The organism is Streptomyces parvulus, assembly GCF_014648855.1.
In the GTDB taxonomy this organism is placed as follows: domain Bacteria; phylum Actinomycetota; class Actinomycetes; order Streptomycetales; family Streptomycetaceae; genus Streptomyces; species Streptomyces parvulus.
In genome coordinates this window covers 88,516-110,005 of sequence record NZ_BMRX01000021.1, presented here as the reverse complement: position 1 = coordinate 110,005, position 21,490 = coordinate 88,516, and the positions used below count along the sequence as shown (strand labels likewise).

The window sequence follows — 21,490 nt, the reverse complement described above, 5'->3', positions numbered from 1 at the left end:
GTGGGATTCCTGGACCGGCTGCGGGGTCGTCGGGACGGCGTCGACGGGGGCGGGGGCGAGACCGCGTCACCCGTGGTCTCCGCACGCCCGCTGCCGGACGCGGGTGACGGCCCGGACGCGGGGAGCGGGGCGAACGCCCCGGCCACGCGCACGGCCGTCGCCGCCTGGACGGGCCTGCCGCCGATCCAGCGGGCGACGGGCGCGGCCCGCGCGGGAGTCGCGGACGCCGGTTTCGGCGGCCGCCTTCCGACGTGGCAGAACCCGTCGTTCACGGGGGCGCCGTCCCCCGCCGTGCTGAACCCGGCCGCCGGCGACAGCCTCCTGTCGGGCGCCTTCGACTCCTCGGCCTCGCGGAACGCGCCCGTCCGGCCCGTGCAGGGCACGGCACCGGTGCAGCGGATGCCGGTCGCGCCGCTGCGCGCGATACCCGCGGACACCGCCGCACCCGCGGGGGAGGTTCCGGGGGCGCGGGGCGGTCCGGCCGCCGCGCAGGGCCCCCGCAGGCCCGCCCCCGCCACCGCGCCGGGGACGCGCGGAGCACCGTCCGGCGCCTCCCGCGGCTCCGGTCCCCGGGGCGGCGCGGCTTCCCCGGCCCGCACGCCGGCCGCACCGCCGCCGGCGACGCGGGCCACCCCGGCGCCGCCCACGCGGCCGGCCCCCTCCTCGGCGCCGCCGGCGTCCGCCGCTACCCCGCCGGTCCAGCGGGCGCGCGCCGCCGGGCCGGCCGCGTCACCGTCTCCCGCGAGCACACCGGCCCAGGCCGCCCGCGGGGTGCGGGTGACGCCCGTACCGCCCGCCGCGCCCAGCCCGCGTCAGGCACTGACCAAGGCTCCCTCCGGGACACCCGCCGTGCAGCGCCGGGCCCTGCCCGCGAGCCGCCGGACCAGCTCCGCGCCGGGACCGTCCGGTACGGCCGCCCCCTCGTCGTCGGACGGCGACCGAGCGGACCCCGGCTCGGCACCGGCCCGGGCCGCCTCCCCGGCCGCCCGCGCCGACGACGCCCCGCCGGCGGCCTCCCCGTCGCCCACGACACCTCCGGCACCCGCACCGGCACAGGCACCGGCTTCCGCCCCCGCGCCGGACGCCCCGGTGCAGCGCGCCGTGCGCCCGCAGCAGCGCCCCTCGGCGCCCGCTCCCCCGGCCGCCCCTCCCGTGCGGCCGGCACCCGCCCGCCCCGGAGCCACCCAGGCCGGCGGCGCCACGCCGCCCGGCCCGGGCGGTACCACGCCGTCCGGTACGCCGGTGCAGCGCGCCCCGCGCGCGAGCGGCGACGGCCCGGCCGCCACGCCCGCCGCGCGGCGGGCGTCCTCCGTTCCCCCGTCGGCCCCGGCCCCGCGCCCCGCGGCACCCGCACAGGACCCCGCGACGCCGCCCCGCCCGACCGTGCAGCCGGCCACCCGCGACTCCGCCACCGGCACGCCGGCCGCCCCCGACTCCGGCCCGGACTCCGCCCCGGCCCGCCCGGCGCAGCCCTCCGCCGCGCCCGCCCGGGACGGCGACACGCCCCCGCGTCCGCCCGTGCAGCGGTCCGCACGCGACTCGGTCGGCAACCCGGGACCCGGCACCACCTCCACCCCGCCGGCCCGGCCCTCCGCCGCCTCCCCGGCCGCGCCCGCGCCCACCGCACCCCCCGCCGCCACCGCGTCCGGCGCTCCGGTCCAGCGGTCGGTGTCCCACCGCAGGCCGGGACTAGGCCCCGCGCTGAACCGGCCGGGCGACGGGACGGCACCCACCCGGGGCGGCGCCCCGGCGTCCGGCGCCCCCGTGCGCCCCGCCACCACCCAGTCCGGCACCGCGAGGAGCGGCGCGACGGGCGAACCCCCCTCGCACCGACCGGAGTCCACTTCCGCGCGGACGCCGTCCTCCCCCGCCCCCGGAGCACCCGCCGCTCCCCCGGCGCCCGCGTCCACGCCCACCACCCCCGCCCAGCCGGTGCAGCGCGCGGCGTCCCGGCCCACCGCCCCGGCGTTCGGAGCGAACCCGGGCATCGCCGTCCCGCCGCCCACCGGCAGCGCGACGACCCCCTCGGCGTCGTCGTCCCCCTCGGCGGCGCCCCCGGAGGCACCGGTCCGGCGGGCCGCGGCCCCCCGCGACGCGTCCGCCCCCGACAGCCCCGCGCCCGGCGCCTCCGGCACGGCGGCGCCCGGCCCCTCCGGCACTCCCTCCGCACCCTCCGGCCCCGCGGCGTCCGGCGCCCCGGTCCAGCGGGCCGTCCCCCGATCCGGGCGGCCCGCCACGCCCACGTCCGCGTCCGCCCCCGCCTCGGAGCAGCGCGGTAAGGGCGCACAACTCCCGCCCGTGCAGCGCTCCGTGGGCCGCACCGGCCCCGCGTCCACCACCGGCGGCGAGACGCCCGGCCGCCCCGCCGCACCGCAGGCCGGCCCGAGCGGACCCGCCGCGACACCGCGCTCCGCGCCGCCCTCCCCGGCCTCGCACCGCGCCTCCGCCGCCCCCGCCCGTCCGGCCGCCCCGGGCCGTCCCGCCGACGGCACCGGAGCGCAGCCGCCCGTACAGCGCAAGGCGGGTCCGGCCGGCCCACCCCGGTCCCCGGCACCGGCACCGGCACCGGCACCGGCCGGACCCTCCGGCCGCGGTGAGGCCCCGTCGGCCCGCCCCGCCCAAACCCCGCCGGCCCGCCCCGCGTCCGGCGCCCCCGCCGCACCCACCGGAGCGGCCTCCCCGCCCCGCGGTCCCGAGGCCTCCCAGGGCCCCGGCACCACCCTTCCGCCCCTTCCCGGCCCGGCACCCGTGGCGCCGGTCCAGCGCGCCGCGGGTTCGCCGCCGGCCGACCTGCCGAGCGCACCGGCCGGCCCCCCGGCCCCCGACGCACCGGCGGCACCTCCGGTCCAGCGCGCGGCCGAAGGCGCCGGCCGGCCCGCCGTACCGCTCTCGCGGCCCGGCCCCGCCGGCCCGCCGTCCACGCCTCCCGTGCAGCGCGCCGCGGCACCACCCCGCCGCGCGGGGCTCGGTGCCCCCACCTCGTCCGGCCCCGTGGACGCCGTACGGCGCACCCCGCCTCCCGCCGCCCGGCAGACACCGGCGTCCGCGCCGGCGGGGCGGCCCGCGCACCGGGCGCCGGCCGGGGCCCCGTTCCCCGCGCCCACCGAGGCCGGTCCGGTGCCGACCGTCCAGCGGGCCGCCGCGACCCCGCCCAGCGGGGCGGGGACCACCGCCCCGGCAGGCCCCACCCCGCTGCCGGTCTCCTCCCCGGCGTTCCCGCCCCCGGCCACCGCCGCGGGCGCCTTCGCCCCGGCCGCGGCCGTCCCGCCGTCCGCCCCGGCGGGCGCGCCCCCGGCGGCGCCCTTCGCGCCGCCCGCCCGAGCGGCCCGCCCCGCGCCGAGCGGCGGCCCCGCGAACCCCACCGTCCAGCGCGCGCCCGCCCGGACGGCCGTGCCGCTGCGCCGTCCGGCCGCCCCCGGCACCACGGCCACCGCGGCCCCGCTCCCGGTGGCACCCCTCGCACCGCCCCCGCCGGCGGCGCCGCACCCGCCCCTGCCGGTCAGCACGCAGCCGGCCCCGGCACGGCCCGCCGAGACCACGACCACCACGTCCGCCGGGGCGCCCCCCGTGCAGCGCGCCTTCGGCCTCGGCCGGGCCCGCGGCGCCATCAGCTCCCTGGCCTCCCACGCGGCGGCCGCCGTGGCCGACACCTTCCCGGACCGCAGGTCGTCGTCGTCCCCGCACCGCCCGGCCGGGCATCAGCCGCCCTCCGACCCGCCTCCCCCGTACTCCGAGGCCGCCGCACCCGCCGAGGGAGGCGACGCGCCGCCCGCGTACACGGCGATCCCGGAGGGCGGGTTCGACCCGCGCCAACTCACCGACTTCCAGCTCGACGAACTGGTGCACCGGATCATCGGCCGCGTCACCCGCCTCGTCCGCACCGAACTGCGCATGGACCGCGAACGGATCGGCAGACTGCGCGACCCCCGCTGACCGGACCGCCCGGACAGCGACGCCCCACCGCCACCGTTCCCCGACAGAAAGGTCGACCTGCGATGTCCCGCCAGGACCCGGGCTCCTCGATCTGGTTCAGCCTCGCCATCGACGGCGAGAGCCTCGGTTACTTCAACGGGTGCGAAGGCCTGTCGACCCAGGTCGAGGTGGAGCAGCGCCAGGAGGGCGGCAACAACGGGTTCGTCTGGCAGCTGCCGACCCGCGTGACGTTCTCCAACATCCGGCTGACGCGACCGCTGACCCCGGACACCGCCAAGGTCGCCAAGTGGATCTCCTCCGTGCAGACCGGCGTGAAGCGGCCCACCGCCCAGATCTCGGCCCTGCGCGCGGACGGGTCCCTGGTCGCCCGCTGGGGACTGATCGACGTCCTGCCCGTCAGCTGGCAGGGCCCCAGCCTCGACCCCGGCAACCTGTCGGTGGCCACCGAGGTCCTGGAGATCGCCCACCACGGGTTCACGGACTGACGGCGCCCGCAAGAGCAGAGAGGAAGACCCATGGCCACCAGCAAGGGCGCCGGCAAGAGCCTCGTACGCGCCAACCTCGCCATCCACGAACCGCCCACCGGCACGACCACCACACCCGGTGCGCTGATCCGGACGTTCGCCTTCGAGTTCAACCCGGCCCAACTGGCCATCAGCCAGCGCACCCAGTGGAAGGCGACGCCGACGGCGGCCGTCCGCGAGGCGGCCAAACCGCAGTTCATGGGTGCCGAGCCGCGGGAGATGACCCTGGAGATCTTCCTGGACTCGTCCATGAAGCCCGACGGCAACACCGTGATGAAGAAGGTCGAGTCGCTGCTGCTCTGCTGCGAGGTGACCGCCAAGAGCCTGAGCGCCAAGCAGCCTTCGCCGCCCTGGGTGGTCTTCGAGTGGGGCTCCTTCTCCACCGCGCGGTTCACCGCCTACGTCTCCTCGATCGAGACGCAGTACACCCTCTTCGGCACCACCGGCATCCCCATCCGCGCGACCTGCCAGGTGGCGCTGGTGGAGATCCCGGGGCCGACCCTGGGCCAGAACCCGACCTCCGGCGCGCTCACCGCCCAGCGCGTGCACCGGGTCGTCGCGGGCGACTCCCTCCAGTCGCTGGCCTGGAGCGAGTACGGCAGCGCCAACGCCTGGCGCGTGATCGCCGAGGCCAACGGCATCGACGACCCCTCCCACCTGCCGACCGGCACGGAGCTGATGCTCCCGGCCGCCGAGGAGGTGCCGCACTGATGGTGCGTCCCGCGTTCTCCAGCGTCGTCGAGGTCAAGATCGGCGGTGCGAAGCTGCCCGACGACATCGCGCCGATGCTCACCGACGGCTGGGTCGACCAGGGCGTCGGCGTGCCGGCGGCCTTCCGCATCACCTTCCGCGACCCCGACCACCTGGTCCTCGGCAAACTGGGCGTGCAGTTCGGCACCAAGGTCGTCATCACGCCCATCGCCGACGGACAGGGCAAGGGCAACCCCCTGCTGACCGGCGAGGTCACCGGCATGGAGGCCGACTACGACGGCACCGGCAGCTTCACCGTCATCCGGGGCTACGACTACGGGCACCGCCTGATGCGCCAGCGCCGGGTGGCCGCGTACCGCAACCAGAAGGCCTCGGACATCGCGCGCAAGCTCGTGGCCATGGACGGCGTCTCCATCGGCCGCATCCAGGCGACCAAGGGCACCTACGCGTTCATCAGCCAGTCCAACGTCACCGACTGGGACTTCCTCTCCCGGCTGGCCGACGAGAACAACATGGTCATGTACCTGGACGCCAAGGGGAAGTTCAGGTTCGTCACGCCCAAGCCCTCGGCCGGGGCGCCCTCCCCGAGTACGGACGGCGACAAGAGCACCTTCGTCCTCCAGGCCCGCCACGACATCCTGCGGCTGCGGGCCGCGGTGACGGCGGCCGACCAGATCGGCAAGGTCGAGTCGCGCGGCTGGAACGTCACCACCAAGAAGAAGATCACCGAGATCGCGCCGGCCACCACCGACCCCGGCATCAGCATCGGCTCGACGCCCGGCACGGCCGCGGGCAAGTTCAAGGCCGGCAAGCTCGTCGAGACCGCCAACCCGTACGACAAGCAGGACGAGGTCCAGCACGCCGCGAAGGCCCTCGCCGCCGACGTGACCTCCTCCTTCGCCGAGCTGGAGGTCGCCGCGTACGGTCATCCCGACCTGCGGCCCGGCGTCCCCGTCGCCCTCTCCGACGTCGGCAAGCCCTTCGAGGGCAAGTACACCGTCACCTCGGTCCGCCACCACTTCGGCGACGGCGTGCCCTACGAGTCCTGGATCACGGTCAGCGGCCGCCAGTGGCGCTCCCTGTACGGGCTGGCCTCGGGCGGCAGCGGCGGCACGGACCCCGCGAGCGCCGCCCGGCTGCCCAGCGTCGCCAACGCCATCGTCACCGACGTGATGGACCCCCTCAAGCAGGGCAGGGTGAAGCTGCAGTTCCCGTGGCTGGACGACACGTACGTCAGCGACTGGGCGCGCAGCGTCCAGATGGGCGGCAAGGGAGGCGGCGGGGTCTTCCCCATGGACGTCGGCGACGAGGTGCTCGTCGGCTTCGACCGCGGCGCCCTCGACCACCCCTTCGTCATCGGCGGTCTCTACAACGGCCGGGACCTGCCCACCAAGGTGAAGGACGTGCCGCTGCACGACGGCCTGAAGAAGAAGGCCGTCCGGCACACCCTGTCCGACCGCACGGGCAACCGCGTCGACCTGCTCAGCCAGCAGACCGGCGCCCGCAAGCAGGGCGTGCGCATCGCCAGCGGCAACGACAAGCTGACCATCAACCTCGACCGCACCAAGACCGAGATCACCGTCGACAGCAAGGGCTCGGTCAGCATCACCGGCAGCCGTTCGGTGTCCGTGGAGGCCGGCATGGACCTCACCCTGGAGGGGCGCCGGTCGGTGACGGTGAAGAGCGGCGGGCCGCTCCTCCTCCAGGGGCGCGGCCTGGTCAACCTCAAGTCGACGGCCGGCACGGTCAACGTGAGCGCGATGGGTGCCCTCCTCATGAACGCGACCGGCGCCATGACGCTCACCGCCACCGGCCTGGTGTCGGTCACCTCGGTGGCCAACGTGAACATCAAGGCCATCAAGGTCGATCTCATGGGCGCCGTGTTCGTCAACACCATCAAGTACCCCCTGCCGGCATGACGGCGGGAACCGGCACGACCGCAGGAAGCAGAAGGCAGGTGGCCCACTGATGGCCGAACAGTTCGTGGGGTCCGGCTGGTCGTTCCCCCTGCGCATCGGTCCCACCGGCGGGATCGCCCTCGTCAGCGGCGAGCAGGAGGTGGAGGAGGCCATGCGGCTGATCCTCGCCACCGCCCCCGGCGAGCGGCCCATGCGGCCCGAGTTCGGCTGCGCCATCCACGACCTGGTCTTCTCCCCGGTCAACGAGCAGACCGCGGGCCGCATCCAGCACGAGGTGCACGTCACCCTGGACCGCTGGGAACCGCGCATCGAGGTGCACGAGGTCGACGTCAGCACCGGCGAGGACCAGAACGTCCTCTACATCGACGTCCGTTACTCGATCCGCGGCACCAACAACCCGCGCAGCCTCGTCTTCCCGTTCTACGTCATCCCCTCCCACGACGAGCCCGATCTCCCCGCCGGCCCGGCCGGCCTCCCGGGCTCTCCCGAAAGCGACCGCTGATGCCCCTGCCCTCCCCCAACCTCGACGACCGCCGCTTCCAGCAGTTCGTCGACGACGCCAAGCGCTACATCCAGCAGCGCGCCCCGGAGTGGACGGACCACAACGTCTCCGACCCCGGCATCACGCTCGTCGAAACGCTCGCCCACATGGCCGACCAGATCGTCTACCGCCTGAACCGGGTGCCGGAGAAGAACCACCTGGCCTTCCTCGACCTCGTCGGCATCACCCTGTTCCCGCCGTCCGCCGCCCGCACGGACGTCACCTTCTGGCTGTCCGCGCCGCAGGAGGACTCGATCCTGGTGCCGGTCGGCGCCGAGGTCGCCACGCTGCGCACCGAGCGGGACGAGGCGGTCGTCTTCGCCACCGAACGCGATCTGACCATCGTGCCCTGCACCCTGGACCGCCTGGTCGTCCAGCACCAGGGCGAGGCCGTCACCGACCGGACGACGGACCTCGCCGAGGGCAAGGACCTGATGTGCTTCGCCGAGGCCCCCCGTCCCGGCGACTGCATGCTGATCGGCCTCACCTCGGCCGTGCCGCACTGCGCGCTCGCCCTGGAACTCGACAGCCGCGTCGACGGTGTCGGCGTCGACCCCCGCCAGCCGCCGCTGGTCTGGGAGGCCTGGACCGAGGACGGCTGGCAGCCCTGCGAGGTCGACCGCGACGGCACCGGCGGTCTCAACCGCCCCGGCGACATCGTGCTGCACATACCCGGCGGGCACGTCCTGTCCCGCAACGGCGGCCACGAGGCCGGCTGGGTCCGCTGCCGGGTCACCGAGCCGCTGCCCGGCCAGCCCTTCTACACCACCTCGCCGACCGTCCGCTCCGCCGAGGCCTACACCATCGGCGGCACCACCGGCACGGTCCACGCGGAGACCGTCTACGACGAGGCGCTCGGCGAGTCCTCCGGCCTGCCCGGCCAGCGGGTGCGGCTCGAACACTTCCCCGTCGTCGCCGACGACCCGTCCGTCCTGCTGCAGACCGCCGCCGACGACGGCTGGCAGGAGTGGCAGGTCGTCCCGCACTTCTCGGCCTCGCACCCCGAGGACCACCACATCACCCTGGACGCCGCCACCGGCGAGATCGCCTTCGGCCCCGCCGTCCGCGAGGCCGACGGCACCCTGCGCCAGTACGGTGCCGTGGCCCCCAAGGGCGCCGTCATCCGCGCCCGCCGCTACCGCACCGGCGGCGGCAGGTCGGGCAACGTGGCCCGCGGCGCCGTCCAGGTGCTGCGCACCTCCATCCCGTACGTCTCCGAGGTCGTCAACCGCGAGGCCGCCCGCGGCGGGGTCGACGGCGAGACCGTCGAGGAGGCCAAGCTCAGGGCGCCGATCACACTGCGCGCGCAGGAACGCGCCGTGACCCTGCGCGACTACGAGGAGCTGGCCCGCCGCGCCGCCCCCGAGACCGCCCGCATCACCTGCCTGGAGGGCGAGGAGAACGAGTACGGGGCGCACGCCGTCCGCGTCCTCGTCGTGCCCCAGGCGGTCCCCGATCCCGGCGGACGGCTCCGCTTCGAGCAGCTCGTCCCCGGGGACGCCCTGCTCGGCCGCATCACCCGCCACCTCGACGAGCGCCGCCTCATCGGCACCCGCCTCGCCGTCGGCCCGCCGTACTACCAGGGCGTCACCGTCGTCGCCACGGTCCACGCCTTCCGCGGCGTCGACACCGACCGGGTGCGCCGCCAGGCCCACGACGCCCTCTACCGCCACCTCGACCCGCTCACCGGCGGCGCCGACGGCAAGGGCTGGCCCTTCGGGCGCCCCGTCCAGACCGGCGAGGTCTTCGCCGTCCTCCAGCGCGTCCCCGGCGTCGAACTCGTCGACGAGGTCGTCCTGCACCCCGCCGACCCCCTCACCGGCAAGCGCGGCGACCCCACCGACCGCATCGACCTCGAAGCGCCCGCGCTGGTCTTCTCCTTCGACCACCGGGTCCGCGTGATCGGGGACGGCGCGTGACGGCCGCCGCGTCCCACCGGGGGTCCGTCGACGGGCTCGGCTCCTCGCTGCCCATCGCCACGATGCTGCCGGCCGTCTTCGCCGACGACGACCTCGCGCTGCGCTTCGTCGGCGGGCTCGACGACGTCCTCGCCCCGATCCTGAACGTCCTGGACTGCCTGGACACCTACTTCGACCCCGCCCTCACGCCGGCCGACTTCGCGCGGTGGCTCGGCACCTGGGTCGGCGCGGAGACCGACGGCACCGAGGCCGAGCCCATGCTGCGCGCGGCCGTCGCCGCCGCCTCCCGGCTGCACCGCGTGCGCGGCACCCGGCAGGGCCTGTCGGAGGCCGTGCGGCTCGCGTTCGGCGTGGAGCCGGACATCACCGAGAGCGGCGGCGCCGACTGGAACGCCCGCCCCCTGGGCCCGTTCCCCGGCACCCCGCGCCCGCGCCTGCACGTCACCCTCCGGCTGCCCGAACCGAGACCCGGCGACATCCACCGCCTGGACGCCCTGGTCGCCGCGGCCCGTCCCGCCCACATGCCCTACACGGTCGAAGTGACCGCCGCCGAAAGGACCCCGGAGAGATGACCACGCAGAACTGCGCCGAGTGCGGGACACCCGCGGAACCGGGCCAGTCCTTCTGCGACGCGTGCGGCGCCGTACTCCGCTGGGACCAGTCCGGCGCCCGCACCGCGCAGCCCGCGACCGCGTCGGCCGACCGGGCCGCCGCCCCCGCCGCCGCACCGGGCCGCCCGGCCACCGCGCCCGCTCCCACGCCGGCCGGCGCCGGCGCACGGGGCGGCGAGGCGCCGGACGCCGCGCCCATGCCGCAGCAGCGCGGCGCGGCGAACCCGCCCGCCCCCGGCACCCCGGACGTGCCCGCGGCGCCCGCGGCGGCCCCCGGAGCCGGAGCCGGTGCCGCTGCCGCTGCCGCCGGAGCGGGAGCCGCCGGTGCTGCTGCCACCGCCGGTCCCGGAGCCGTCGCCGGCCGCTCCGCCGACGCGGACGCCGCCCCCGCCGCACCCACCGCCACGCCGGCGGCCCCCGCGGCCCCCGCCCCCGCGGCCCCGGCGCCCGCCCGCACCCCGGACACGGACGAGACCGCCCCCACCACCCCGGTGACACCGGTCCCCGCGCCGAACGCGCTCACCGACACCATGTCCGACCGCGCCCGCTCCCTGCTGGTCCCGGTCGCCGACCCCGAGGCCCGGACCCCGGCACCGCCCCCCGGCGTCTCCCCCGTCCTGCCCGGCCGTCCCGACGCGGACCGGCCCCAGGTCCGCGCCCCCGGCCACGTGGACATCGCCAACGGCCCGCCGTGCCCGTGGTGCTCCACCCCCAACCGCCCCGACCGCCACTACTGCGCGCGCTGCGCGATGCCCCTGGAGGCCTCCGGCGACCAGTCCGACCTGCGCGCCCCCTGGTGGCGCAGGCTCTTCGGCGGCAGGCGCCGCGAGACCCCCTGGGCCGGCGACCGCCCGCGGCTGCGCCGGGTCTTCGACCGCATCGGCACCTGGATCACCGTCGTCGTGGTGGTGACCCTGGCCGTCCTCGGCTTCATGTACATCCCGGACGGCTACCAGGCCACCCGCGACCACTTCGCCAAGCGCGCCCCGGTCTCCCCGGACGGCATCAAGGCGTCGCGCTCCTACGCCGGCCACAAGCCGGAGCTGGTCATCGACCAGCTCAGCAACACCTGGTGGGGCCCCGGCATCGACCAGTCCGGCAAGGGCGAGTGGATCGAGGTCACCTTCACCGAGCCCACCCGCCTGCTGGACGTCATCATCACGCCCGGCGTCTCCACCCGCGCCGCGAAGATCAAGGAGAGCGCCCTCCCGCACCGCGTGAAGGCGACGATCACCATGAAGGACGGGTCGGTCAAGACCCGCGACCTGACCCTGGACCAGGGTGCCGGCGGCCAGCGGCGCCCGTTCCGCGTCGGCGAGGTCACCAAGGTCCGCTTCACCATCGAGTCGTCCCACGCGGCGTCGGCGAACAAGCAGGTCGCCATCGCCGAGATCGAGTTCTTCGGCCCCTCCAGCGCCAACCGCACCTCCTGAACCACGGCAGGCCGAGGGCCCCTCACCGGATCCGGTGAGGGGCCCTCGGCCTGCCGCTTTCTCGGAGCCCCCTGTCGGATTCGAACCGACGACCTTCGCTTTACAAGAGCGGCGCTCTGACCAGCTGAGCTAAGGAGGCACTCGCGCACCCGACGCGCGCGCGGGTCGGTCCACTCTACACAGGGCCCGGTGAACGGGGGGATTCGAAAATTTCGGCGAAGTTCACAGGCTCACAGGTACTGACAGACCAGGTGAACGCCGGGTACCGTCCTGAGCCAGCTACACCCGTGTGGACTACACCACCACCTTCCTACAACGGATCGTCCGGCACGTTCCTGCCGGTAGAAGGGGGCCCATTCACCATGGCCACAGTTACGTTCGACAAGGCGACCCGCATCTACCCGGGTTCCACCAAGCCCGCCGTCGACGGTCTCGACATCGCGATCGAGGACGGCGAGTTCCTCGTCCTGGTCGGCCCCTCCGGTTGTGGCAAGTCCACCTCGCTCCGCATGCTCGCGGGCCTCGAGGACGTCAACGGCGGCGCCATCCGCATCGGCGACCGCGACGTGACGCACCTGCCGCCGAAGGACCGGGACATCGCCATGGTGTTCCAGAACTACGCGCTCTACCCGCACATGTCGGTCGCCGACAACATGGGCTTCGCCCTCAAGATCGCCGGCGTCAACAAGGCGGAGATCCGGCAGAAGGTCGAGGAGGCCGCGAAGATCCTCGACCTCACGGAGTACCTGGACCGCAAGCCGAAGGCGCTCTCCGGCGGTCAGCGCCAGCGTGTGGCTATGGGCCGCGCGATCGTGCGCGAGCCGCAGGTGTTCCTCATGGACGAGCCGCTGTCCAACCTGGACGCCAAGCTCCGCGTCTCCACCCGCACCCAGATCGCCTCGCTCCAGCGCCGTCTCGGCATCACCACCGTCTACGTCACCCACGACCAGGTCGAGGCCATGACGATGGGCGACCGCGTGGCGGTCCTCAAGGACGGTCTGCTCCAGCAGGTCGACACCCCGCGGAACATGTACGACAAGCCCGCGAACCTCTTCGTCGCCGGCTTCATCGGCTCCCCGGCCATGAACCTGGTCGAGGTCCCGATCACCGACGGCGGCGTGAAGTTCGGCAACAGCGTCGTCCCGGTCAACCGCGACGCCCTGAAGGCCGCCTCCGACAAGGGCGACCGCACGGTCACCGTCGGCGTCCGCCCCGAGCACTTCGACGTCGTCGAGCTGAACGGCGGCGCGGCCAAGACCCTGACGAAGGACTCCGAGGACGCCCCGGCGGGCCTCGCCGTCTCGGTGAACGTCGTGGAGGAGACCGGCGCCGACGGCTACATCTACGGCACGGTCGAGGTCGGCGGCGAGTCCCGGGACCTCGTGGTCCGGGTCAGCAGCCGCTCGGTGCCGGAGAAGGGCGCCACCGTCCACGTGGTGCCGCGGCCGGGCGAGTCCCACGTGTTCTCCTCGTCCACGGGCGAGCGCCTCTCCGACTGAACGTCGCTCTCGACGAGCGGGTGAGTTTTTCACCCGTGTCGGCGAACGGAGCCCCGCGGCCTGCCGCGGGGCTCTTCTCGTTGCCGCTCCGATACCCCGGCAGAACGGACTTTTCGCTCCGCGCGCGTCAACCCCTTACCCACTTCGGGGTCACTCTTCATCCCCCGAAAGGGTGACTAAATGTCGCCAAATCATTACCGGGCGCTACCCTCACTCGCGTGAAGCACTCCGTGAAGCACTCCAGCAAGCGACAGACGCGACGCGGCCGGGGCCCCGCCCGCCGGATCGGCCGCTCTCTCGCCTTCGTCCTGCCCGTCGTCCTGGTGCTCTCCGGGACCCTCGCGGTCACCAGGGTCAACTGGTCCGGGGACCCCGCGGACTCGGTGCTCGCCGCGTCCGAGGCCACCTCGGCCAAGGCGTCCACCTCCCGGGCCGCCGCCCGCGCGCCGCACGAGGTGCTGCGCGACCGGCTGCTGACGGAACTCCAGGAGGAGGACCCGGGCGTCGCCCTGACCCATCTCCAGCAGGCGGTGAACGAGCGCCCGTCGCTGGCCGGCCACTGCGCCTCCATCGCCCGCGCCCTCGGCCGCGCCGCGGTCAAGGTGTACGGGCCGACGCGCGCCCAGTCCTACGCCCGCCCCGTCTGCGACACCGCCTTCGCCTCGGGCGTGCTGGCCGCGCACGGCTGAGGACGCTCCGGGGGCCGGCGGGGCGCCGCGTACAGTTCGGGCATGACCGATCACGCCGCGTCCCGCCGCCCCGTCCAAGCCGTCGTCCTGGCCGGCGGACAGGGTTCCCGGCTGCGCCCCTACACCGACGACCGGCCCAAGCCCATGGTCGAGATCCCGGGCACCGGGACCCCGATCATCGGTCACCAGCTCGCCTGGCTCGCCGACGAGGGCGTGACGGACGTCGTGGTCTCCTGCGGCCATCTGGCGGAGGTGCTCCAGCAGTGGCTGGACACCGCCGACCTGCCGCTCTCCGTCACCACGGTCGTCGAGACCGAGCCCCTGGGCCGCGGCGGCGGCCTCAAGTACGCCGCCGCGCACCTGCCGCACCCGGACCGGCCCTGGTACGCCACCAACGGCGACATCTGGACCCGTTTCTCGCTGCGCGACATGGCCGACTTCCACGCCGAGCGGGACGCCGTCGCGACCCTCGCGCTGGCCCGTCCGCGGCTGCCGTGGGGTGCCGTGCAGACGGACGGCTTCGGCCGCATCACCGACTTCATCGAGGCGCCGCCGTCGACGTTCGAGATCAACGCCGGGGTGTACGTCTTCTCGTCCGGCTTCGCCGCGATGCTCCCCGAGCGCGGCGACCACGAGCGGACCACGTTCCCGAGGCTGGCCCGTGAGCGCCGGCTGTCCGGTTTCCCGATCCCGCTGGGCTCCTACTGGCGCGCGATCGACACCGCGAAGGACCTGACGGAGGCGGCCCGCGAGCTGGAGGCGCTGAGCGGCCGCTGAGCGCTCCGCCCACCCGGATGTGCCGAGGGGCCCCGCACGGTCTGTGCGGGGCCCCTCGGCGTGCCCACGGGCCCGTGGGCGGCCCTAGCCCAGGAGGCCGCCCACCAGGCGTCCGCCCGGCTGGCCGGTGGAGGAGGAACCGCCGCCCTCCTCGCTGCCGGAGCCGCCGGTCGAACCGCCGCCGGTGGTGCCGCCCGTGCCGCCGGAGCCGGTCGAGGTGCCGCCCGCGGTCGGTCCGGCCGAGGTGGTCGGCGCCTGGCCCTGGCCGGCCGGCGACGACTGCCGCGGCGGCACCTGGCCGGAGGAGCCCTGCGTCTGGCTGGGCGTGCCGCCGCCCGCGGTGCCGCTCTCCCGGGTCGCTCCCGGCGCGGCCGAGGCGCCCCCGGAGGGGGTGGACGCTCCGCTGGTGGCGCCCTGGGTGGGCGAGGCGGAGGACTCCGGGGTCTTCGGCTGGCGCGTGCCGGGCTCCTGCGGGAGCGGGGCGCCGGGCAGTTCGTTGCGCGGGGCCTCGCCGGGGCCGGGGACGACCACGCGGTCGGCGTCCCGGACGGCACCGCCGAGCAGCGAGCCGACCAGCAGGGTCGCACCGGCGACCAGGAAGGTGACCAGGGCGCCGCGGCGCAGGACGTAGCGGCGCAGGTCCCAGATGTCGGCGCGGGGGCCGAGCCGGCGCCAGGCGCTGCCGGCGAGTCTGCCGTCCACGGAGTAGACGGGGGCGCCGGCGATGATCAGCGGCGACCAGGCGGCGAGGTAGATGATGTCGGGCGCGTCGTAGACGGGGACGCTCTTCCAGCTGACGGTGACCAGCAGCGCCGCGGACAGGCCCGCGCCGATGACGGCGGCCACCCGCTGCCAGCAGCCCAGCACCGTCAGGACGCCCACCAGCACCTGGAGGAAGGCGATGACGAGGCCGGCGCCGACCGGGTGGGCGAGGGCGAACTGGCGCAGCGGCTCGGCGACGTCCCAGGGGTGCAGGGTGTTGAGCCACTTCACCATGGAGCCGCGTTCGCCGCCGTCGAAGTAGACGGGGTCGCAGAGCTTGCCCATGCCGGCGTAGATGGAGATGAAGCCGAGGAAGACGCGCAGCGGCAGCAGCACGACGCCGAGGTTCATCCGGCGGCCGGGGAAGTACGCGTGCCGCGCCGGGTCGTCGGCCCGGCGCCTGGCGCGCGAGTTGTCCGGGTCGGTGTCGTCGCCGTAGCCCTCGTCCGCGTAACCGTCCCGGCCGGGGCCGAAGTCCTGGGCGGCGTAGGCGGGTTCGTCGTAGGCGCTGCCGACGGTGCGCATGGCGGGCAGCAGCCGGGTGCCCTCGGGGACGGGGCCGCGCTGGGCCCCGACCAGCGGGGTTTCGAGGGTCTCGGTGGCGGGGCCGCCGTCGTCGTAGCCGTCGTAGCCCAGGGGGTCCCCGCCGAGGTCGACCCGGGGGATGACCTGGGTGGCCCCGGCATCGGCGGCCGGGTCCTCGACGTGGTGACCGGCTCCCGCGCGCACGGCCTGGAGCAGCCGGTGCGCGCCCGTGTCGTCGGGGTCGGACCGCCCGCTCCACACGACGGCCCGGCGTCGGCCCGGGGCGGCGGGGATGCGGGGGGTGGCCTGGGTGGCGCTCAGGTGCTGTGCGATCCGCGGGGACTGGGTCCGCCGCGCGGAGGCACCGAACTGCACGCGGAAACTCGCGTGGTTGACGATGACCTGGGCCGGATCGCTCGGCACCTTCACCATGCTCAGCGCGGGAGCGTCGTCGTATCCCGACGAGCGGTCCCCCGTGGGTGTGCGGGGTGTTCTGGTGTCCACACTCATCTAACCGAGTGATGTGTCGTTAGGACACTGCCTTGACCGCCCCGATCTGTCCGGACCGCGTCAAGCATGTCCGGACCGACCCGAACACCCCGTCCGGGCTACCGCCAGAACACCCGTTCAAGCGGTACGCGCACCCGACGGCACTGCCATCAGCCGCGCCGGCGCGCCGCCTCGTACAGCACGATCCCCGCCGCCACACCGGCGTTGAGGGACTCCGCGCCGCCCGGCATCGGGATGCGGACGCGGAAGTCGCAGGTCTCGCCGACCAGTCGGGACAGTCCCTTGCCCTCGCTGCCGACCACGATGACCACGGGTCCGTCCAGGGCCTCCAGGTCGCCGAGTTCGGCCTCGCCGTCGGCGGCCAGGCCGACGACCGTGATCCCGGCCTTCTGGTACGACTCCAGCGCGCGCGTGAGGTTGGTGGCGCGGGCGACCGGCGTACGCGCGGCCGTGCCGGCGGACGTCTTCCACGCGCCGGCCGTCATCCCGGCCGCGCGCCGCTCGGGCACCACGACGCCGTGGCCGCCGAAGGCGGAGACGGAGCGGACGACGGCACCGAGGTTGCGCGGGTCGGTGACCCCGTCGAGGGCGACGATCAGCGGGTCGGCGCCCTCGTCGTGGGCGGCGGCCACCAGGTCCTCGGGGTGCGCGTACTCGTACGGCGGCACCTGGAGGACGAGGCCCTGGTGGTTGAGCCCGTTGGTCATCCGGTCCAGCTCGGGGCGCGGCGCCTCCATGAGGTTGATGCCACCGCGCTCGGCGGCGAGCTGGAGCGCCTCGCGCACCCGCTCGTCGTTGTCGATGAACTGCTGGACGTAGAGCGTCGAGGCGGGCACGCCCTCGCGCAGGGCCTCGTAGACCGGGTTGCGGCCGACGACGAGTTCGGACGTCGAGCGCCCGCCCCCACGCCGCTGCTGCTGCGGACGCCCCGTCGCGCGGCGCGCCTTCGCGTTGGCGGCGCGCTGCTTGGCGTGCCCCTTGCGCATCTCGGCGGGAGGCGTCGGCCCCTTGCCCTCCAGGCCCCGGCGCCGCTTGCCGCCGCTGCCGACCTGCGCGCCCTTCTTGCCGGACATGCGGCGGTTGTTCGCGGCCATGAGTTACCTGTCTCCGCTCTCTACGGGAGTGTGCGTGAAGCTGTGTTCTACGCGGTGTGTTCTATGCAGTGTGCCGCCCGGAGGGCCGGGCGGCACAATCGATCTACGGGACCGGACCTCGCGGGCCGGCCGGGTCAGCGCGGTCCGAGGCTCCACCGGGGGCCCTGCGGACCGTCCTCGATGACCAGCCCGGACTGCCCGAGGTGGTCGCGGATGGCGTCCGCGGTCGGCCAGTCCTTCCGCGCCCGCGCCGCCTCCCGCTGGTCCAGGACCAGGCGTACGAGGCTGTCGACGACGTCCCGCAGGTCCTCGCCCTGCTCCTGCTCGCCCGCCCAGTGCGGGGCCAGCGGGTCGAGGCCGAGGACGCCGAGCATGGCCCGCACCTCGGCGAGCCGCGCCACGGCGGCGTCCTTGTCGTCGGCGGCCAGCGCGCTGTTGCCCTGCCGCACGGTGGTGTGCACGACGGCGAGCGCCTGCGGCACGCCCAGGTCGTCGTCCATCGCCTCGGCGAAGGCGGGCGGCACCTCGGCGGCCGGCTCGACGGTCTGCCCGGCCAGCTCGGTGACGCGCTGCACGAAGCCCTCGATCCGCGCGTACGCCGACTCGGCCTCGCGCAGGGAGTCCTCGCTGTACTCGATGGTGGAGCGGTAGTGCGGGGTGCCGAGGTAGTACCGCAGCACGACCGGCCGCCACCGCTTGACCATCTCGCCGACGAGCACGCTGTTGCCCAGCGACTTCGACATCTTCTCGCCGCTCATGGTGACCCAGGCGTTGTGCACCCAGTACCGGGCGAAGGCGTCGCCGAAGCCGACGGCCTGGGCGATCTCGTTCTCGTGGTGCGGAAAGATCAGGTCGATCCCGCCGCCGTGGATGTCGAACTCGCTGCCCAGGTACTTGTGCGCCATGGCGGAGCACTCCAGGTGCCACCCCGGGCGCCCGCGGCCCCACGGCGTCTCCCAGCTGGGCTCCCCCGGCTTCGCCGCCTTCCACATGGCGAAGTCCCGCGGGTCCCGCTTGCCGGTCTCGCCCTCACCCGAGGGCTGGCGCAGGTCGTCGAGGTCCTGGTTGGACAGCGACAGGTACCCGGGCAGGGAGCGCACGTCGAAGTAGACGTTGCCCTCGGCCTCGTAGGCGTGCCCGCGCTCGATGAGCCCGCGCATCATCTCGACCATCTCGGTGATGTGGCCGGTGGCTCGGGGCTCGTAGGTGGGCGGCAGGCAGCCGAGGGCGTCGTAGGCGTCGTTGAACGCCCGCTCGTTCTCGTACCCGATGGACCACCAGGGGCGGTTCTGCTCGGCCGCCTTCTTGATGATCTTGTCGTCGATGTCGGTGACGTTGCGGACGAACGTGACGTCGTAGCCGCGGTACGCGAACCAGCGGCGCATGATGTCGAAGTTCAGCCCCGACCGGATGTGCCCGATGTGCGGGGCCGCCTGCACGGTGGCACCACACAGGTAGATCGAGACGCAGCCCGGCGTGAGGGGGGCGAAGTCACGGATCTGCCGGGCGCTGGTGTCGTACAGCCGAATAGTCACGGGTCCAGGGTAGTAGGCCCCGAGCAGTGCCACGGGCACACGGCGGACGTCGATGCCTCGCTGCGTGGTCGCCCAGCCTCTCGACCGACCGAGCCGGACGATCGTGGCGAGCCAGCCTCTCGACCGACCGAGCCGGACGATCGTGGCGAGTCCAGCCTCTCGACCAACCGAGTCGGGTGGCGGGTGGGCATAGGCCGGGGTCCAGGGGCGGAGCCCCTGGCGGGGCGCGGGGCGGAGCCCCGCACGGCACGCAACCCGGCTGCACCCCTCGCCCCGCCCGGCTAGGACACGGGCACCCGCACGACCAGCGCCGTCGCCACCGCCATCAGCCCCTCCCCCCGCCCGGGGAAGCCCAGCCCGTCCGTCGTCGCGCCGGACACCGACACCGGCGCCCCCACCACCTCGGACAGCACCTTCTGCGCCTCGTCCCGCCGCTTGCCGATCTTCGGCCGCGCGCCGACCACCTGCACCGCGACGTTCCCGATCCGGAACCCCGCGTCCCGCACGATCCGCGCCGCCTCCGCGAGGAGCGTCACCCCGGACGCCCCCGCCCACTGGGGCCGCCCCGTGCCGAAGTGCTGCCCGAGGTCACCGAGCCCGGCCGCGGAGAACAGCGCGTTGCACGCCGCGTGCGCGACGACGTCCGCGTCGGAGTGCCCGGCCAGCCCGGGTCCCTCGCCCTCCCACTTCAGCCCGGCGCACCACAGCTCACGCCCCTCCTCGAAGGCGTGGATGTCCGTACCGATCCCGACCTGCGGCAGCACCGGCAGCGCGGCCTCCCCGGCCCCGGGGCCCCGGGACGCCTCAGAACCCATCGTTCAGCCTCCTGCGCGCCAGTACCGCCTCCGCGAGGACGAGGTCCAGCGGCCGCGTCACCTTGAACGCCTCCTCGTGCCCCGGCACGACCACCACGGCAGGCCCCATCCGCTCGACCATGCTCGCGTCGTCCGTGACGTCCTCGGTCACCGTCTGGTGGGCCCGCACCAGCGTCTCCCGGTCGAAGCCCTGCGGCGTCTGCACCGCCCGCAGCCGCGCCCGCTCGGGCGTCGCCACCACGGGCTCCGGCGCACCCGGCACCTCGGCGGGCTCGACCTGCTTGACGGTGTCGGCGAGCGGCACGGCCGGCACCACGGCGGGCGCCCCCTCCCTGACCGCCTCGATCACGGCGTCGACCGTGTCGACCGGAACCAGCGGCCGCGCCGCGTCGTGCACGAGGACGATGCCGTACTCGGGCGGCAGCGCGGCCAGCCCCAGCCGTACGGACTCCTGGCGCGTCTCCCCGCCGGGGACGACGGCGAAGTCCGTCCGCTCGGGCAGCGCGTGGGCGTCGAGCAGGCTCCTGACCTCGGCAGCGCCGTCGGGCGGGGCGACGACCACCACGAGGGAGACCCCGCGGGAGGCGGCCATCGCGCGGACGGCGTGGATGAGCATGGGCGTGCCGCCCAGCGCACGGAGGGCTTTCGGGGCGCCCGGTCCGAGCCGTACGCCCCGGCCGGCGGCGGGAATGACCGCCGCGGTCCTGGTGCCGGCACGGTCCTCGGCGGCGGTGTCCGCAGGCCGCCGGAGGGGCGAGGGACGCGAATCGTCAGACATCGGTTCCTGTCAGGTTTGTGTGCTCGACCTAGTTGGGTATGGCCTCACCGTGCCGGGCGCGACGCCTTGACCGGACCCTTCCGTGACCCTGGTCGAGCCAGCAGCCCGGGCCCGGCACACCAGGACCCGGGGGAAGCCTCCCGGGATGAGCGTACGAGGATCATCGGCATCCGGATGTGCGGATGGGCGAAATCGCATCCGGGTACGAACATGCCGCAGCGCCCGGCGACATCGAAGATGTCATCGGGCACCGCGGCAGTTCAGTGAGCCGGACCGAGCAGACGACGGTCCGCGTCTCGCCTCAGGAGGCGAGCACCTCGTCGAGCAGGGCCTCCGCCTTGTCCTCGTTGGTGTTCTCCGCGAGAGCCAGCTCGCTCACCAGAATCTGGCGGGCCTTGGCGAGCATGCGCTTCTCACCTGCGGAGAGTCCGCGCTCGCGCTCTCGACGCCACAGGTCGCGCACGACTTCCGCGACCTTGATGACGTCACCGGAGGCGAGCTTCTCCAGGTTTGCCTTGTAGCGACGCGACCAGTTCGTGGGCTCCTCGGCGTACGGCGCGCGCAGCACCTCGAAGACCCGGTCCAGTCCGTCTTGACCAACCACATCACGCACGCCGACGAACTCCGCATTGTCCGCTGGCACACGTACCGTCAGGTCGCCCTGAGCGACCTTCAGCACCAAGTAGGTCTTGTCCACGCCTTTGATCTGGCGAGTTTCGATAGCCTCGATCAGCGCGGCCCCGTGATGGGGATAGACCACGGTGTCGCCAACCTTGAACGTCATGTGACAGGTACCCCTTCCGTGGCTATCCAGGGTAACACGGAAACGGCGGGTTCTGAATGGCGTTTTCGCAGGTCAGGGCATATCTCGGGGCTTGACAACAGCAACAGGAACGTGCTGCGCGAGGCGAGCGG

The 21,490-nt window shown here is 74.8% G+C and carries 17 protein-coding genes and 1 tRNA gene; 11 read left to right on the top strand and 7 right to left on the bottom strand.

Annotated elements, in window-relative coordinates; all coding sequences use genetic code 11:
• From IE108_RS34960 to IE108_RS32340, 8 genes are all read left to right on the top strand, one after another.
• On the top strand, nt 1-3,933 hold the full coding sequence (locus IE108_RS34960; protein WP_064728565.1) for a hypothetical protein: 3,933 nt from the start codon (nt 1-3) through the stop codon (nt 3,931-3,933).
• Nucleotides 3,934-3,995: 62 nt separating this feature from the next.
• Nucleotides 3,996-4,418 (top strand): phage tail protein, encoded by a 423-nt coding sequence (locus tag IE108_RS32370; protein ID WP_064728566.1) that lies wholly within the window; start codon nt 3,996-3,998, stop codon nt 4,416-4,418.
• A 30-nt stretch (nt 4,419-4,448) separates the two neighbouring features.
• Complete coding sequence (locus IE108_RS32365) at nt 4,449-5,168, top strand: CIS tube protein (protein ID WP_064728567.1); 720 nt, start codon at nt 4,449-4,451, stop codon at nt 5,166-5,168.
• Nucleotides 5,168-7,087, top strand: a complete 1,920-nt coding sequence (locus IE108_RS32360; RefSeq protein WP_064728568.1) for a VgrG-related protein — start codon at nt 5,168-5,170, stop codon at nt 7,085-7,087. Before IE108_RS32365 ends, IE108_RS32360 begins: the two co-directional genes overlap by 1 nt.
• 49 nt (nt 7,088-7,136) lie before the next feature.
• Nucleotides 7,137-7,589 (top strand): GPW/gp25 family protein, encoded by a 453-nt coding sequence (locus tag IE108_RS32355; RefSeq protein ID WP_064728569.1) that lies wholly within the window; start codon nt 7,137-7,139, stop codon nt 7,587-7,589.
• Nucleotides 7,589-9,547, top strand: a complete 1,959-nt coding sequence (locus IE108_RS32350; RefSeq protein ID WP_064728570.1) for a putative baseplate assembly protein — start codon at nt 7,589-7,591, stop codon at nt 9,545-9,547. The genes IE108_RS32355 and IE108_RS32350 overlap by 1 nt, the downstream gene beginning before the upstream one ends.
• Nucleotides 9,548-9,609: 62 nt before the next feature.
• Nucleotides 9,610-10,119, top strand: a complete 510-nt coding sequence (locus IE108_RS32345; protein ID WP_064731828.1) for a phage tail protein — start codon at nt 9,610-9,612, stop codon at nt 10,117-10,119.
• Complete coding sequence (locus tag IE108_RS32340) at nt 10,116-11,591, top strand: NADase-type glycan-binding domain-containing protein (protein ID WP_064728571.1); 1,476 nt, start codon at nt 10,116-10,118, stop codon at nt 11,589-11,591. Before IE108_RS32345 ends, IE108_RS32340 begins: the two co-directional genes overlap by 4 nt.
• Nucleotides 11,592-11,656: 65 nt before the next feature.
• Here the strand turns inward: IE108_RS32340 and IE108_RS32335 are convergent.
• Nucleotides 11,657-11,730 (bottom strand) — tRNA-Thr (locus IE108_RS32335).
• Between the two features lie 223 nt (nt 11,731-11,953).
• Here IE108_RS32335 and msiK point away from each other — a divergent pair.
• From msiK to IE108_RS32320, 3 genes are all read left to right on the top strand, one after another.
• Entirely contained in the window at nt 11,954-13,090 is a 1,137-nt protein-coding gene (gene msiK / locus IE108_RS32330; protein ID WP_064728572.1) for a diacetylchitobiose ABC transporter ATP-binding protein MsiK, read from the top strand.
• Nucleotides 13,091-13,320: 230 nt separating this feature from the next.
• Nucleotides 13,321-13,779, top strand: a complete 459-nt coding sequence (locus tag IE108_RS32325; RefSeq protein ID WP_064731829.1) for a hypothetical protein — start codon at nt 13,321-13,323, stop codon at nt 13,777-13,779.
• Nucleotides 13,780-13,821: 42 nt separating this feature from the next.
• The gene (locus tag IE108_RS32320) at nt 13,822-14,556 is read left to right on the top strand and encodes a nucleotidyltransferase family protein (protein ID WP_064728573.1); all 735 of its coding nucleotides are present in this window, start codon (nt 13,822-13,824) and stop codon (nt 14,554-14,556) included.
• 84 nt (nt 14,557-14,640) lie between these two features.
• Here the strand turns inward: IE108_RS32320 and IE108_RS32315 are convergent, their stop codons facing one another.
• The 6 genes from IE108_RS32315 to IE108_RS32290 form a co-directional block, all read right to left on the bottom strand.
• Nucleotides 14,641-16,353, bottom strand: coding sequence for a DoxX family protein (locus IE108_RS32315; RefSeq protein ID WP_079163560.1), 1,713 nt, complete (start codon nt 16,351-16,353; stop codon nt 14,641-14,643).
• A gap of 149 nt (nt 16,354-16,502) precedes the next feature.
• Nucleotides 16,503-17,447 (bottom strand): 23S rRNA (guanosine(2251)-2'-O)-methyltransferase RlmB, encoded by a 945-nt coding sequence (gene rlmB / locus IE108_RS32310; protein WP_064728575.1) that lies wholly within the window; start codon nt 17,445-17,447, stop codon nt 16,503-16,505.
• A gap of 134 nt (nt 17,448-17,581) precedes the next feature.
• Nucleotides 17,582-18,982 (bottom strand): cysteine--tRNA ligase, encoded by a 1,401-nt coding sequence (cysS, locus tag IE108_RS32305; RefSeq protein ID WP_064728576.1) that lies wholly within the window; start codon nt 18,980-18,982, stop codon nt 17,582-17,584.
• 281 nt (nt 18,983-19,263) lie between these two features.
• A complete protein-coding gene (gene ispF, locus IE108_RS32300) occupies nt 19,264-19,797 on the bottom strand; it encodes a 2-C-methyl-D-erythritol 2,4-cyclodiphosphate synthase (protein ID WP_064728577.1) in 534 nt (177 codons plus the stop codon).
• Complete coding sequence (gene ispD / locus IE108_RS32295) at nt 19,787-20,575, bottom strand: 2-C-methyl-D-erythritol 4-phosphate cytidylyltransferase (protein ID WP_064728578.1); 789 nt, start codon at nt 20,573-20,575, stop codon at nt 19,787-19,789. The genes ispF and ispD overlap by 11 nt, the downstream gene beginning before the upstream one ends.
• Nucleotides 20,576-20,876: 301 nt before the next feature.
• A complete protein-coding gene (locus tag IE108_RS32290) occupies nt 20,877-21,359 on the bottom strand; it encodes a CarD family transcriptional regulator (RefSeq protein WP_003953493.1) in 483 nt (160 codons plus the stop codon).
• Between the last annotated feature and the right edge of the window lie 131 nt (nt 21,360-21,490).

Bases quoted from the DNA above. Each gene is read 5' to 3' on its own strand.
- IE108_RS32370 (WP_064728566.1), top strand. From the start codon at position 3,996: ATGTCCCGCCAGGACCCGGGCTCCTCGATCTGGTTCAGCCTCGCCATC.
- IE108_RS32365 (WP_064728567.1), top strand. From the start codon at position 4,449: ATGGCCACCAGCAAGGGCGCCGGCAAGAGCCTCGTACGCGCCAACCTC.
- IE108_RS32360 (WP_064728568.1), top strand. From the start codon at position 5,168: ATGGTGCGTCCCGCGTTCTCCAGCGTCGTCGAGGTCAAGATCGGCGGT.
- IE108_RS32355 (WP_064728569.1), top strand. From the start codon at position 7,137: ATGGCCGAACAGTTCGTGGGGTCCGGCTGGTCGTTCCCCCTGCGCATC.
- IE108_RS32350 (WP_064728570.1), top strand. From the start codon at position 7,589: ATGCCCCTGCCCTCCCCCAACCTCGACGACCGCCGCTTCCAGCAGTTC.
- IE108_RS32345 (WP_064731828.1), top strand. From the start codon at position 9,610: ATGCTGCCGGCCGTCTTCGCCGACGACGACCTCGCGCTGCGCTTCGTC.
- IE108_RS32340 (WP_064728571.1), top strand. From the start codon at position 10,116: ATGACCACGCAGAACTGCGCCGAGTGCGGGACACCCGCGGAACCGGGC.
- msiK (WP_064728572.1), top strand. From the start codon at position 11,954: ATGGCCACAGTTACGTTCGACAAGGCGACCCGCATCTACCCGGGTTCC.
- IE108_RS32320 (WP_064728573.1), top strand. From the start codon at position 13,822: ATGACCGATCACGCCGCGTCCCGCCGCCCCGTCCAAGCCGTCGTCCTG.
- IE108_RS32315 (WP_079163560.1), bottom strand. From the start codon at position 16,353: ATGAGTGTGGACACCAGAACACCCCGCACACCCACGGGGGACCGCTCG.
- rlmB (WP_064728575.1), bottom strand. From the start codon at position 17,447: ATGGCCGCGAACAACCGCCGCATGTCCGGCAAGAAGGGCGCGCAGGTC.
- ispF (WP_064728577.1), bottom strand. From the start codon at position 19,797: ATGGGTTCTGAGGCGTCCCGGGGCCCCGGGGCCGGGGAGGCCGCGCTG.
- ispD (WP_064728578.1), bottom strand. From the start codon at position 20,575: ATGTCTGACGATTCGCGTCCCTCGCCCCTCCGGCGGCCTGCGGACACC.
- IE108_RS32290 (WP_003953493.1), bottom strand. From the start codon at position 21,359: ATGACGTTCAAGGTTGGCGACACCGTGGTCTATCCCCATCACGGGGCC.